The sequence below is a fragment of the Streptomyces sp. NPDC059994 genome (assembly GCF_042737755.1).
In the GTDB taxonomy this organism is placed as follows: Bacteria; Actinomycetota; Actinomycetes; order Streptomycetales; family Streptomycetaceae; genus Streptomyces.
Window position 1 is genome coordinate 138,568 of sequence record NZ_JBHWUR010000001.1, and the last position, 13,520, is coordinate 152,087.

The window sequence follows — 13,520 nt, forward strand, 5'->3', positions numbered from 1 at the left end:
CCCGTTCCACAGGATTGGTTCTAACAACGGGAGGCTAGGAAGGCTCTTTGTGGAAACTCTGTGACCGGGCGGCCGTGAGCGTCAGCCAGTCCCGCTGGAGGGGGAGTGCGCCGCCCTGGGACGGGGCCCGCGCGGGCAGCCGTACCGTGCAGCGGGTGCCCCCGTTGCCCGGCCCCTCGCCCAGTTCGATGGTCCCGCCGTGCAGCGCCGCCTGCTGGGCGGCCAGCGTGAGGCCGAGCCCGGAGCCGGTGCTGCCGGGACCCCGGTGGAAGCGCCGGAACACCTCCTGGCGGGCGTCGGGCGGGATGCCCGGGCCCCGGTCGTCCACGGTGATCAGCACGTGCGCGTCCTCCCGGCGGACGGCCACGGCGATCTCGGCCCGGCCCTGTGCGTCCCTGCCGTGCGCGAGCGCGTTGCCGACGAGGTTGTCGAGCAGGATCCGGATGCCGGGCTCCCAGCAGTGCACCGGCGCGGGCTCCGCGTCCAGGGTGATCCGGGCGTCCGGCGCCCGCCGCCGTGCCTCGGCCACCGCCGCGTCCGCGGTCTCCGCGACGTCGAGCAGGCGGAACGCGTCCGGCTCCACCAGATCGCCGCGCCCCAGCTCCCGCAGCGCGACCAGCATGCCGAGCAGTCGCGCGTGCTCCGCCCGCAGCTCGTCGACGACCGCCGCGCGTTCGGCCCCCGGCAGTCCGGGAAGGGCCAGGACGTCGAGGTTGGTGCCCATGCTCATCAGCGGATTGCGCAGCTCGTGCGAGGCGGCCGCCGAGAAGGAGCGGGCCGTGTCGAGGGCCTGAGCGGTGCGGGCGGCCTGTTCGTCGTAGCGGGCCAGCACGGTCTGGAGGGTGGCGGCCAGGTCGTCGACCTCGGTGACCCGGGTCGGCCGGTGTTCGAGCCGTACCGCGCTCGTACGGGGGTCGAGGCCCGCCGCCTGTCGGCGCAACCGGCGCAGCGGGCGGGTCGCACCGCTCGCGACGGCCCAGGCGAGCAGCGCGGAGAGCGGGGCGGCGAGCAGGGCGGTGGTCACCGTCCGCCTTCGTACGAGGCCGAGTTGGGCCCGGTTCGCGGTGTCCGGCGCGAACACCCACAGGGTGCCGGACACCTGCGGCCCCTTGACCGGCAGAGCGTACGCCCGCCAGCTGCGGCCCGCGCCCCGCATGGTCACCGGCCCCTTTCCGGCGTCCGGCAGGGGAACCGACGCGTCGGGCTGCGGACCGCCGCTGAACGTCCCGTCGGGCCCGGTCAGCCGTACGCCCACGTCGAGTGCCGCGTTGAAGAGCTTGCGCTGACGGTTCTCCTCGGCGGTGGGCTGGTCATTGGCCGCGGCGCGCAGCAGCGTGCGGGCGTCGTGGGCGATCGCGGTGGCCCGGGTCCGCAGATGGCTGTCCTCCTCGCGGTGCAGATCGCGGGCGACGAGCGTGAGCAGCAGCCAGCCGCAGGCCAGGACGAGTACCGGTACGGCCACGCCTACCGCCAGGGCGATCCGGGTGGACAGTTTCACGGCTGCTCCCGCAGGACGAAACCCACCCCGCGCACGGTGTGGAGGAGACGGGGAGCACCGTCCGCCTCCAGCTTGCGGCGCAGATAGCTGACGAAGGTGTCCACCGCGTCGGTGCGTACGTCGACGTCGTACCCCCAGACCCGTTCGAGCAGCTGGTCGCGGGTGAGGACGAGGCCGGTGTTGCGGGCGAGGACTTCGAGGAGTTCGTACTCGCGCCGGGTGAGGTCGAGGAGGCGTCCGTCGCGGTGTGCGGTACGGGCCGCCGGGTCGACGACGAGACCGCAGGCCCGGACCACGTCGTGCTCGGCGGGCGGGCGGCGGCGCAGCAGCGCGCGCAGCCGCAGCACCAGCTCCTGGAGCGCGAACGGCTTGACCAGATAGTCGTCGCCGCCCGCCTGGAGCCCGGCGATGCGGTCGGCGGTCTCGTCGAGCGCCGACAGCATCAGCACGGGCAGGTCGTGCCCGGCGCTCCGCAGGGCCGTACACACCTCGATGCCGCTCATGCCCGGCATGGAGACGTCGAGCACCAGCACATCGGGGGGCACCTGCCCGACGGCGGCGAGCGCGGCCCGGCCGCCGTCGGCGGTGCGCACCCGGAAGCCGCTGAGCCGCAGCCCCCGCTCCAGCGAGCGGCGCACCGCGTCGTCATCGTCGACGACCAGAACGTCCCCGGGACGGTTCGGACCGCTCATCCGCCTCACCTCACTGCACGCTGTCGCGGGTGAGTCAGGGTACGGCGGCTTGCTGTGAGTCCCGGGCCGGAAGGCTCGCCTACAGGTCGAGCTGGTACTCGTGGGCGGCGTGCGTCGGCAGATAGCCGAGCGTGTCGTTGATGTGACGCATGTGCGGGTTGTTGTCCGCGGTGTCGGTCAGCAGCCCCGCGAGGTGGGGGTGGCTCTCGCGGGCCTGGTGGATGGAGGCGGCCTTCATCCAGTGGGCGAGACCGTGGCCGCGGTGTTCGGGCAGCACGGCGGTGCCGTAGTGCTGGGCGTCGCCGGTGCCGTCGCCCGGGACCACGAGTTCGGTGAATCCGACGATCGAGCCGTCCGACTCGTCGACGGCCGCGACGGTGTGCAGGATCTCGCCGCGCTTGGCGATGGCCGCGGCCGCCGCCTTCACGCGGTCGAGGTCCCAGACCACGGTGCCGAAGTCGGTGGCGCCCATCGGCATGTCGTCCATGGCCCGGCGCGACGCCACGAAGGTGTCGGCGAGCTCTTCGGGCACCGTCCCGTCCCAGGACGTCAGCCGGTAGCCGGGGTGCGGCGTCCCGATGGCCTTGGTGAGGGACGGGAGGTCCGCGTCGGCCAGCGGCAGCCGGGTGTAGGTCAGGGTCAGTACCTTGCCGAAGCCGCGGGCGGCGAGGAACGCGTCGCCGGGGGAGTCCGCCGGCGCCTGCGCGATCACGCTGCGCCGGCCGTCCTGGCGCGCCGCCTCGACGGCCGCTCCGAGCAGCCGCGAGCCCACGCCCCCGCGCCGCTCGGCCGGGTGGACCTGGACGTCCAGTTCGGCGAGGTGGTCCTGCCCGGGCCGGGCGAACAGCCGCAGGAAGGCGGACCCGACGGGCGCGCCCTCGGCGCCGGACGCCAGCCAGGCGAGCCGGCGGCCGGCGGTGTCCTCGTCGGGGTCGGTCAGAGCGGTGATGCGCAGCGACAAGGTGTCTCCATGGCGAGAAGGGTGGAAGGGGGCGCGGTCGGGGGTGCGTTGCTCGGCAGCGGGCAGGGCTCGGTCGTCCCCGTCGGTCGTCCCGGTCCCTTAACTGCCGTGCGTGCGAGTAATTGCCGTGCGTGCGAGGCGTTCCGCGGCCTACGCTCGCGGCCATGACATCACAAGATCAGCGGGAAGGCTCCTCAGTTGCCTCCCCAGTTACCACCGGCGACGCTGAGTTGGTGATCCGTCACGAGACGGACGCGGATCGCCCGGCGGTACGCGAGGTGCACACGCGCGCGTTCGGGGACGGGCGGGTGCCCGGCCTGGTGGAGGCGCTGCGCACGGCACCGGCGCCGCTGGCCCCGATGTCCTTCGTCGCCACCCTCGCCGGCCGGGTGGTCGGGCACGTCCTGCTGAGCGCGGCGCGTCTGGACGCCCCGCGCCGGATCGTGGACGTCATGTCCCTCTCGCCGCTCGGCGTGCACCCCGACGCCCAAGGCCGGGGCATCGGCGCCCGCCTCATCGAGCACGCCCTTTCGGCGGCCGACGGGCAGGGGGTGCCGTTGGTGTTCCTGGAGGGATCGCCGGTGTACTACCGCACGCGAGGCTTCGAGGCGGCGAGCCCGCTGGGCTTCCGCTCGCCGTCGCTGCGCATCCCCGACCCCGCGTTCCAGGTCGCCCGACTGTCCGCGCACGAGCCGTGGATGACGGGCACCTTCGTCTACTCGGAGACCTTCTGGGCCTTCGACTGCGTCGGCCTGCGCGACCCCGACGCCTGACGGCGGCTGCTGGAGGCCGTGCGCCAGCGGTCGGAGCAGCTCGCCGCACCACGTACACCCGGGGGGCCCGCCGGCCGGCGGGCCCTTTCGCGTGCCCGCGCCCGTACGACGATCCGCACAAAGTCCCACACAACTACCGAGGCACGTCTGGGACCTTGACGCCTCACCGTGGCCTTCCTAGTGTTTGCTGCTGCTTACTTGAGTTCGCTTGTGATCGAAAATGTGCGTGCATGTAGTTGTTTCCCTGTCAGAGAGGGTCGCACCACGATGAGATCCCTTCCCCGTACCCTGCTCGCAGTCCTTCTGCTGTGTCTGTCGTTGACCACCGTCCCGCAGGCGGCCGGCGCCGCTCCCGAGGCCGCCGCCAACACCGACATCACCGTCGACGGCGCGTCCCCCGGCCGTATCTTCGACGGCGTCGGGGCGATCAGCGGAGGCGGTGGCAACACGCGGCTGCTGCTCGACTACCCCGAGCAGCAGCGCAGCCAGATCCTCGACTACCTCTTCAAGCCCGGCTTCGGCGCCGCCCTGCAGATCCTCAAGGTCGAGGTCGGCGGCGACACCAACTCCACGGACGGCGCCGAATCCTCCATCGAGCACACCCGGTCCACCGTCAACTGCTCCAACGGGTACGAGTGGTGGCTGATGGAGCAGGCCAAGGCCCGTAACCCCGGTATCAAACTCGCCGCACTCTCCTGGGGAGCGCCCGGCTGGGTGGGCAACGGCAACTTCTGGTCCCAGGACATGATCGACTACCTGGTGTCCTGGCTCGGCTGCGCCAAGCAGCACAACCTCACCATCGACTACCTCGGCGGCTGGAACGAACGCGGCTTCAACGCCGCCTGGTACAAGAACCTGCACGCGACCCTCGCCGCGAAGGGGTATGCCACCAAGGTCGTCGGCGCCGACGACGGCTGGCAGATCGCGACCGCCATGCGGGGCGACAGCGCGCTCAACGACGCCGTGGACATCGTCGGCGCCCACTACCCGTGCGGCTACATGTCCGCCATGACCAGCTGCTCGACCACCCCGGACGCGCTGGCCACCGGCAAGCAGCTCTGGGCGAGCGAGAACGGCTCCGAGGACGCGGCGACCGGTGCCGCCCCGATGGCCCGTGCCATCAACCGCGGATACCTGGACGCGAAGATGACCGCCTTCATCAACTGGCCGGTGGTGGCCGCGCTCTACCCCAACCTCTCGTTCAACAGCATGGGCCTGGTGACGGCCAACCAGCCCTGGTCGGGCGCGTACAGCGTGGACCGCAGTGCCTGGGCGACCGCACAGACCACCCAGTTCACCGCCCCCGGCTGGCAGTACCTCGACACCGCCTCCGGCTACCTCGGCGGCAACCGCACCAACGGCAGCTACGTGAGCTATGCCGCGCCGGGCAAGGCCGCCTGGTCCACCGTGTTCGAGACGATGGACGCGACCGCCGCCCAGACCGTCACCCTGAAGGTCGCGGGCGGACTGCCGGCCGGCGCCCTGCACGTCTGGTCCACCGACTTCTCCAGCAACGGCGCCACCGCACACCTGGTGCCCGAACCCGACCTCACCGCCACCTCGGGGACGTACCGGCTCACCCTCCAGCCCGGTCACCTCTACACCGTCACCACCACGACCGGACAGGGCGCGGGCACCGTCGCCTCGCCGCAGCGCACCCCGCTCGCCCTGCCGTACGCGGACTCGCTGGCCGGGACCGCCACCGGGCAGGAGGCGCGGTACGTCGCCGCGATGAACGGCTCCTTCGAGACCGCGCCGTGCGCCGGCGGCCGCACCGGCCGCTGCCTGCGCCAGCAGGCACCGACCACACCCATCCGCTGGACCAACGAGTCCACGCCGCAGCCCTACGCGCTGATGGGTGACGTGAACTGGACCAACTACACCGTCCGTTCGGACGCCCTGCTCGAACAGCCCGGCGCGGTGGAACTGCTCGGCCGGGTCGGCACCCAGGGCCGCAACAACAACGGCCTCAACGCCTACCACCTCCGCGTCGCGGACACCGGCGCCTGGTCGCTGCTGCGCACCGACACGGCCTGGTCCTCCACCACCCTGGCCAGCGGTACGGCCACGGCACCGGGCCTGAAGACCTGGCACACCCTGGCCCTCACCTTCCAGGGCGCCACCATCACCGCGAAGCTCGACGCGACCACCCTCGCCACCGTCACCGACAGTAGCTACGGCGCGGGCCAGATCGGGCTCGGCACCACCGGCTACTACGGCGCGCAGTTCGCCAACCTGAGCATCACCCCGGGCACCACGGCGCCGCTCGACGGCACGTACCACCTGGTCAACACCAACAGCGGCCAGCTCCTGGACGCGTCCGGGCAGGGCACCGCCGACGGAACCCCGATCATCCAGTGGACGGGCAACCAAGGCACCAACCAGCAGTGGAAGCTCGCCTCGACCGGGGACGGCTACTACACCGTCACCGGCGTGGCCAGCGGAAAACACCTCGACGTCCCCGGCCGGAGCGTCGTGCCGGGCACCCAGCTGAACCTGTGGGCCGCCAACGGCGGGACCAACCAGCAGTGGCGGGTGACCCCGGGCGTACGCGACTGCTACGTCCTGGAGTCCCGGCTCGACGGCCATCTGATGGACGTCAGCGGAGGCTCGCTCGTCCTGGGCGCCCAGGTGATCCAATGGCCCGCGAACGGGGGTGCGAACCAGTGCTGGCGGCTGGTCAAGGTGGGCTGATTCGGTGGAACGCTTGACCTCGACTTAACTAGAGGTCGTACGTTTCTCGTATGAGTATGGAAGCCACCGCGTGGACACAGCTCCACAACGTCATCACCGCGCAGCAGGACCGACGTCCGTTCAACCGAGCCACCCTGCGACGCATCGCTGTGTTCGCGCGGCCCCACCGCCGCCGCATCGCCCTGTTCCTCCTGCTGAGCATCGCCACAGCGCTCCTGGCGGTGGCCACCCCGCTCCTCGCCGGACGCGTCGTCAACGCGATCGTCGGCGGCGAGGAGACGGGGACCGTCACCCGTCTCGCCCTGCTCATCGCCGCGATCGCCCTCGCCGAGGCGGCCCTGGGCCTGGTCGGCCGATGGCTGTCGTCGACGCTCGGCGAGGGGCTCATCCTCGACCTGCGCACCGCGGTCTTCGACCACGTCCAGCGCATGCCGGTCGCCTTCTTCACCCGGACCCGCACCGGGGCCCTCGTCAGCCGCCTCAACAACGATGTCATCGGCGCACAGCGAGCGTTCAGCAACACCCTCTCCGGCGTCGTCAGCAACCTCGTCACGCTCCTGCTCACCCTCGTCGTGATGCTCAGCATCTCCTGGCAGATCACCCTGCTCGCGCTGGTGCTGCTGCCCGTGTTCGTCCTGCCCGCGCGCCGCATGGGTACCCGGATGGCGCGGCTGCAGCGTGAGGCCGCCGAGCACAACGCCGCGATGGGCACCCGGATGACCGAGCGGTTCTCGGCGCCCGGCGCGACCCTGATCAAGCTGTTCGGGCGGCCAGCCGACGAGTCCGCCGAGTTCGCGGCCCGGGCCGGACGGGTGCGCGACATCGGCGTCCGTACGGCGATGGCGCAGTCCGCCTTCATCACCGCCCTCACCCTCGTCTCGGCCCTCGCGCTCGCCCTCGTCTACGGGCTCGGCGGCTACTACGCCCTGCACGGCAAGCTCGAAGCGGGCGCGGTCGTCTCCCTCGCCCTGCTCCTCACCCGCCTGTACGCGCCGCTCACCGCGCTCGCCGGGGCGCGCGTCGAGGTCATGAGCGCGCTGGTCAGCTTCGAGCGGGTCTTCGAGGTCCTCGACCTCAAGCCGCTGATCGCCGAGAAGCCGCAGGCCAAGGCGGTGCCGGACGGGCCGGTCGCGGTGGAGTTCGACGACGTACGGTTCGGCTACCCCTCCGCCGACAAGGTCTCCCTCGCCTCCCTCGAAGAGGTCGCGAGCCTCGACACCCGGGGCGGCGCCGACGTACTGCACGGCGTCTCCTTCCGCGCCGAGCCCGGCCAGATGGTGGCCCTCGTGGGGTCCTCCGGCGCGGGCAAGTCGACGGTCGCCCAGCTGCTGCCCCGGCTGTACGACGCGGACGAGGGCGCGGTACGCCTCGGCGGCGTCGACGTACGGGACCTGACCGCCGACTCGATCCGCGACACGATCGGCATGGTCACCCAGGACGGCCACCTCTTCCACGAGTCGGTCCGCGCCAACCTGCTGCTCGCCCGCCCGGACGCCGGGGAGGAGGACCTCTGGGACGCCCTGCGCAGAGCCCGCCTGGACGGACTGGTCGCCTCCCTGCCCGACGGGCTCGACACCGTCGTCGGCGAACGCGGCTACCGGCTCTCCGGCGGCGAACGCCAGCGCCTGACCATCGCCCGCCTGCTCCTGGCCCGCCAGCGCGTCGTCATCCTCGACGAGGCCACCGCGCACCTCGACAACACCTCCGAGGCAGCCGTCCAGGAGGCCCTCAGTGAGGCCCTGGAGGGACGCACCGCGGTCGTCATCGCCCACCGCCTCTCCACGATCCGGTCCGCCGACCTCATCCTCGTGGTGGAGAACGGCCGCATCGTGGAACGCGGCACCCACGACGAACTGCTGGCACTGGACGGCCGCTACCAGGAGCTGTACCGCACCCAGTTCGCACGGCCGGGGGGTGCGCCCGCGGGGCTCGGCTGACGGATCATGGGCGAACGCCGCCATGCACTTTCGGCGAGGAGGAACTCGCCACCTTGGTGTGCGCCAATCTCCCTGATCAACGCCTTCAACCGCGCGAACGTCATCATCCAGCGGCCCGCAGGCGACTACCGGCCGGGCCAGTTCGCCTGGCCAGCGGGAGAAGCGCCCGTCGGCACCCTTCCGAGAGGGGTGCCGACGGGCGCGACCGGTGGCGACACCCGGCCCGGTCACCGATGACCCCGCCACGCTGTCCGGTCGTGCGACAAGCGATCCGGGCGCAGACTGGAGGTGTCCTCTCGGGACTGCTCACGGCATGCTGGGAGCCCGTCATGTCCGCCGCGCTGAGAATGCTCACGGTCGGAGTTGCGGCCGCTTCCCTGCCGCTGTCGCTGGTGATACCGGCCACCCCTGCGGCGGCCGCTGGCTGCGAGAGCAACTACCGGGTGCAGGTCGCGGACGGGTACGTGGGTCGGTACATGGAGTTCAGTCAGTTCCCTGAGCGGCCCACCTGCTCGGTGGTCACCAATACGTCACAGGACGGGACGGTTCTGCTGATCCGGAGCACGGACGGCGCCGTCGAACCGGTGATCTCCCCGGACGACACTCCCAGTCAGTGGGTCATCGAGGGCGCCAGGCAAGTGGCGCAGAACATCGTGGCGCGAAACGGGACGGTCGTCCTGCCGAACGAGTCGGTCGTCGTCCACTACTCCCTGACGAACACGTTCACGGTCTCGATAGCCCGCGTCCGAACCAGCGCGGCGAGCAAGTTGGTGGACGGCATCTTCACGTACGGCCTCAACAAGGCGCGTGCCGCCGGTCTCACGCGCATCGAGAACCGGATCAACCTCCAGGCCAACATCGTGGACTGCGCTCAAAGGGCGAGCGAAGCGTGGGATCGCGTTGACCAGAGCCGGACGCTCCCCGATCTCGCAACGGTGCTCCAAGAGACCGCACAGGCGGCGTCCGGCCCGTGCAAGACGGTCTACGACACGATCAAGGACTTCGAAACCCGGGCCCCTGAGCCCCGTCCCGAGCCCCGCATCGGACCGTGGCAGCAAACCATGGAATGGGCGCGGGTCTTCGATCGCCCCTACTGGGAGAACGTCGCGCACGACTTCGCGAGGGTGCCGCTCAGCGAGCTGATCCTCCGGATCCGCCCCCGCTGAACTTCCTCGGCCCCTGCCCAGCCCCCCAGTCGAACCACTGGTAGGAAACCTTCCAGTCCGCTACGCTCCCCCGCGGCGGCTTGGCGCGGTGCCCGCCCCCTGTGGGCATGACGCGCTCAGCGAGAGCTCTGACCCGGCTGCCGTGGCGCTGCCCCCTGCCCGTGCGGGCGGGGCGGGGCCGCGCACCGGTGTCCAGCTCTCGCCGTCACCAAGCCCCCACGGAGTCCAGGTATGCGCCTGAACACCTCAGCCCAACTCCCCTTCCCGCGCGGCAGAAGCCGCCCCCTCACCCTCGTCCTCGCCGCCGTGCTCGCGCTCCTCGGCGGGCTGCTGCTCGCCTGGCCCGGGCGGGCCGGGGCCGCCGCCGACCCCCTCATCTCGCGCGGGAAACCCGCCACCGCCTCCTCCGCCGAGACCTCCTCGCTCGGCGCCGAGAACGCCTTCGACGGCGCCGCCGCCACCCGCTGGGCCAGCGCCGAGGGCAGGGACCCGCAGTGGATCCGCGTCGACCTCGGCGCGACGGCCACCATCAGCCGGGTCAAGCTCAGTTGGGAGGCCGCCTACGCCAAGACGTACCGCGTCGAGGTGTCGCAGGACGGGGCGTCCTGGACCACGGTCGCCGAGGAGAAGGCGGGCAACGGCGGCACCGACGACTGGACCGCGCTCACCGGCAAGGGCAGATACCTGCGCGTCTACGGCACCGCGCGCGCCACTTCGTACGGCTACTCGCTCTACGAGGCCGAGGTGTACGGCACCCTCGACGGCGGTCCGCCGCCCGGCGGTGCCTTCACCGTGGTCGCGGCCGGTGACATCGCCGCCCAGTGCACCGCCGCGGACAGCGGCTGCGCGCACCCCAAGACCGCCGCGCTCGCCCGGCAGATCGATCCGAGGTTCTATCTGACGATGGGCGACAACCAGTACGACGACGCCCGGATCTCGGACTTCCGCGCCTACTACGACAAGACGTGGGGGGCCTTCAAGGCCAGGACCCGTCCGGTCCCGGGCAACCACGAGACGTACGACCCGGCCGGGGTCCTCGCCGGGTACAAGGCGTACTTCGGGAACATCGCCTACCCGCAGGGCAAGAGCTACTACAGCTACGACGAGGGCAACTGGCACTTCATCGCCCTCGACTCCAACTCCTTCGACCAGTCCGCCCAGATCGCCTGGCTCAAGGCCGACCTCGCCGCCAACGGCAAGCAGTGCGTAGCGGCCTACTGGCACCACCCGCTCTACTCGTCCGGCGGCCACGGCAACGACCCGGTCTCCAAGCCCGTGTGGAGGATCCTGTACGGCGCGAAGGCCGACCTCGTCCTCAACGGACACGACCACCACTACGAGCGGTTCGCCCCGCAGGACCCCGACGGCAAGGCGACCGCGGACGGCATCGTGGAGATCGTCGGCGGCATGGGAGGCGCCGAGCCGTACCCCATCGAGCAGGTCCAGCCCAACAGCCAGAAGCGGATCAGCGGCCAGTACGGCGTGCTGAAGCTGGAGTTCACCGACTCCGGCTACGGGTGGACCTACGTCGGCACCGACGGGCAGGTCAAGGACACGAGCCCGAAGTACGGCTGCCACTGATGTATCTGGCCACCACCGGCCGTACGGACGCGCCGCCCCGCACCTCCGGGGCCGGGCGGCGCGTCCCCGGCACCGTCCTCGCGCTCGGCGCGGTCAGCCTGGTCACCGATGTCTCCTCGGAGATGGTCACGGCGGTGCTGCCGCTCTACCTCGTCCTGGGCCTCGGTCTCTCCCCGCTCCAATTCGGCTTCCTGGACGGCATGTTCAACGGGGCCACCGCACTCGTACGGCTGCTCGGCGGGCGGCTCGCCGACCGCGGCGGCCGGCACAAGCGGGTCGCCGGGGCCGGCTATCTGCTCTCCGCGCTCTCCCGGCTCGGGCTGCTGCTCGCCGGGGGCGCCACCGCGGGCATCGCCGCCGCGCTCGCCGCCGACCGGCTCGGCAAGGGCATCCGCACGGCCCCGCGCGACGCCCTCATCTCGCTCAGCGGCCCGCCGGAGACGCTCGGCCGCTCCTTCGGAGTGCACCGCGCCATGGACACCACGGGGGCGCTCCTCGGGCCGCTCGCCGCGTTCGCCGTGCTCCGGGCGACCACCGACGCCTACGACGCGGTGTTCGTCGTCAGCTTCTGTACCGGGCTGCTGGGCGTGCTCCTGCTCGCGGTGTACGTACCGCCCGCGTCCGGGACAGCGCGCGTGCCCGTAACTCCCCGTCCGCGCACGGCACTTCGCGACCCCGCCTTCCGTCGCATCCTGTATGCGACCGCCCTGCTCGGCGCCGCCACGATCGGCGACTCCTTCCTCTATCTGCTGCTCCAGCGCGGCCTGGACCTGCCGGCCGCCCTGTTCCCGCTGCTGCCGCTCGGCCCCGCCGCGGGCTATCTGCTGCTCGCCGTTCCGGTGGGCCGGATCGCCGACCGGACCGGGCGGCGGCTGCCGTTCCTGCTCGGGCACGCGGCCCTGCTCGGCGCGTACGCCCTGCTGCTCGCTCCGCTCGCCTGGCCGACCGCCGCTGCCGTACTCGTGCTGCTCGGCATCTTCTACGCCGCCACGGACGGGGTGCTGATGGCGCTCGCCGGGCCCCTGCTGCCCGCGCGCGGACGAGCGGGCGGGCTCGCGGTGCTCCAGACCGGTCAGGCCCTGGCCCGGCTCCTCGGCGCCGCCGGGTTCGGGGCGGCCTGGACCCTCTGGGGGCAGCGGCCCGCCCTGTGGATGGCGGCGCTCGCACTGGCCGGTGCGCTCGCGGCCGCCGGGCGCGTCCTGCCCGCCACGGTCCCGGAGGCGTCGTGAAGACCGCCCCTCACCACCTCCGGCTCGCCGTCGTCGTGATCGCCGTGCTCCTGCTGGCGGGCGGCTCCCTCGGCTACGTCCTGCACGCCCGCCACCGCGAACGCCCGCCCCAGCAAGCCGACGCCGACGGCTCGTTCGGCCTCGACGGGCCCGGCCTGTACTTCCGGGACTCGGCCACCGGACGGGTCGCGCGCCTGCCCGCAGGAGGTGCGCCGCGCGTCGGCGGCGGCCCGTCCTGCGACCGCTTCTACGCGGCGGGGGAGCGCGCCCTGTGCCTGCGGAAACTGCCGGGCCTCCCGGCCCGCACCCAGGCCCTCGTACTCGACCGGCGGCTGCGCGAAGTGCGCCGCGTGACCGTCCCCGGCATCCCCAACCGGGCCCGCGTCTCCGCCTCGGGAAACCTGCTGTCCTGGACGGCGTTCGCCGTCGGCGACTCGTACGCCGCCTCCGGCTTCTCCACCCGGACCTCGGTCCTGGACCTGCGCACCGGCTATCTGATCAAGTCGATCGAAGGGATCCCGCTGACCGTCGACGGCGCCCGCCACCACGCACCGGACGTCAACTACTGGGGCGTCACCTTCGCCCGCGACGACAACCGCTTCTACGCCACCGTCTCGTCCAGGGGCCGCACCCACCTCGTCGAGGGCGACCTGCGGAACTGGTCGGCGAAGGCGCTGCGCGAGAACGCCGAATGTCCGTCGCTGTCGCCGGACAACACCCGGATCGCCTTCAAGAAGAAGGTCTCCGGCGATCCCCGGGCGCCCTGGCGGCTGTACGTACTTGACCTGGCGGGGATGCGCGAGCACCCGCTGGCCGAGCGGCACAGCGTCGACGACCAGGCCGCCTGGCTGGACGACTCGACCGTCGGCTACGCGCTGCCGGGGCGCGGCGGGCGGGCGAGCGACATCTGGTCGGTTCCGGCCGACGGCACGGGCGAACCCCGCCTGGCGGTGCCGGGCGGCTCCTCGCCGGTGGCCGTGCGGTGACCG

10 protein-coding genes and 1 pseudogene are annotated in these 13,520 nt (G+C 72.1%); 8 read left to right on the plus strand and 3 right to left on the minus strand.

The features are described from left to right. Window positions 1-34: 34 nt before the first annotated feature. From ACFWA7_RS00620 to ACFWA7_RS00630, 3 genes are all read right to left on the minus strand, one after another. Window positions 35-1,498, minus strand: a complete 1,464-nt coding sequence (locus ACFWA7_RS00620; RefSeq protein ID WP_385819948.1) for a sensor histidine kinase — start codon at window positions 1,496-1,498, stop codon at window positions 35-37. Then, window positions 1,495-2,190, minus strand: a complete 696-nt coding sequence (locus ACFWA7_RS00625) for a response regulator transcription factor (RefSeq protein WP_385536083.1) — start codon at window positions 2,188-2,190, stop codon at window positions 1,495-1,497. The genes ACFWA7_RS00620 and ACFWA7_RS00625 overlap by 4 nt, the downstream gene beginning before the upstream one ends. Before the next feature lie 79 nt (window positions 2,191-2,269). Beyond that, window positions 2,270-3,151 (minus strand): GNAT family N-acetyltransferase, encoded by an 882-nt coding sequence (locus ACFWA7_RS00630; protein WP_385536081.1) that lies wholly within the window; start codon window positions 3,149-3,151, stop codon window positions 2,270-2,272. 233 nt (window positions 3,152-3,384) lie between these two features. Here ACFWA7_RS00630 and ACFWA7_RS00635 point away from each other — a divergent pair, with 233 nt between their 5' ends. The 8 genes and pseudogenes from ACFWA7_RS00635 (at window position 3,385) to ACFWA7_RS00670 (ending at window position 13,517) form a co-directional block, all read left to right on the plus strand. Further along, window positions 3,385-3,924 carry a GNAT family N-acetyltransferase gene (locus tag ACFWA7_RS00635; protein ID WP_385819950.1) on the plus strand — a complete coding sequence of 180 codons (540 nt, stop codon included), beginning with the start codon at window positions 3,385-3,387 and terminating at the stop codon, window positions 3,922-3,924. A 267-nt stretch (window positions 3,925-4,191) separates the two neighbouring features. Next, window positions 4,192-6,618, plus strand: coding sequence for an RICIN domain-containing protein (locus ACFWA7_RS00640; RefSeq protein ID WP_385536077.1), 2,427 nt, complete (start codon window positions 4,192-4,194; stop codon window positions 6,616-6,618). A gap of 50 nt (window positions 6,619-6,668) precedes the next feature. Continuing rightward, complete coding sequence (locus tag ACFWA7_RS00645) at window positions 6,669-8,555, plus strand: ABC transporter ATP-binding protein (RefSeq protein WP_385819952.1); 1,887 nt, start codon at window positions 6,669-6,671, stop codon at window positions 8,553-8,555. Continuing rightward, window positions 8,554-8,699, plus strand: a pseudogene (locus ACFWA7_RS00650) (carboxymuconolactone decarboxylase family protein); the annotation flags it as partial. The gene ACFWA7_RS00645 and the pseudogene ACFWA7_RS00650, both read left to right, overlap by 2 nt. Before the next feature lie 185 nt (window positions 8,700-8,884). After that, on the plus strand, window positions 8,885-9,721 hold the full coding sequence (locus tag ACFWA7_RS00655) for a hypothetical protein (protein ID WP_385819954.1): 837 nt from the start codon (window positions 8,885-8,887) through the stop codon (window positions 9,719-9,721). A 231-nt stretch (window positions 9,722-9,952) separates the two neighbouring features. Continuing rightward, window positions 9,953-11,302 carry a discoidin domain-containing protein gene (locus tag ACFWA7_RS00660; RefSeq protein ID WP_385536071.1) on the plus strand — a complete coding sequence of 450 codons (1,350 nt, stop codon included), beginning with the start codon at window positions 9,953-9,955 and terminating at the stop codon, window positions 11,300-11,302. Continuing rightward, window positions 11,302-12,531 (plus strand): MFS transporter, encoded by a 1,230-nt coding sequence (locus tag ACFWA7_RS00665; protein ID WP_385819956.1) that lies wholly within the window; start codon window positions 11,302-11,304, stop codon window positions 12,529-12,531. Before ACFWA7_RS00660 ends, ACFWA7_RS00665 begins: the two co-directional genes overlap by 1 nt. Further along, the gene (locus ACFWA7_RS00670) at window positions 12,528-13,517 is read left to right on the plus strand and encodes a TolB family protein (RefSeq protein WP_385536067.1); all 990 of its coding nucleotides are present in this window, start codon (window positions 12,528-12,530) and stop codon (window positions 13,515-13,517) included. Before ACFWA7_RS00665 ends, ACFWA7_RS00670 begins: the two co-directional genes overlap by 4 nt. Window positions 13,518-13,520 lie beyond the last annotated feature (3 nt).

Coding starts and splice junctions, on each gene's coding strand:
- ACFWA7_RS00625 (WP_385536083.1), bottom strand. CDS start 2,190: ATGAGCGGTCCGAACCGTCCCGGGGACGTTCTGGTCGTCGACGATGAC.
- ACFWA7_RS00640 (WP_385536077.1), top strand. CDS start 4,192: ATGAGATCCCTTCCCCGTACCCTGCTCGCAGTCCTTCTGCTGTGTCTG.
- ACFWA7_RS00645 (WP_385819952.1), top strand. CDS start 6,669: ATGAGTATGGAAGCCACCGCGTGGACACAGCTCCACAACGTCATCACC.
- ACFWA7_RS00655 (WP_385819954.1), top strand. CDS start 8,885: ATGTCCGCCGCGCTGAGAATGCTCACGGTCGGAGTTGCGGCCGCTTCC.
- ACFWA7_RS00660 (WP_385536071.1), top strand. CDS start 9,953: ATGCGCCTGAACACCTCAGCCCAACTCCCCTTCCCGCGCGGCAGAAGC.
- ACFWA7_RS00665 (WP_385819956.1), top strand. CDS start 11,302: ATGTATCTGGCCACCACCGGCCGTACGGACGCGCCGCCCCGCACCTCC.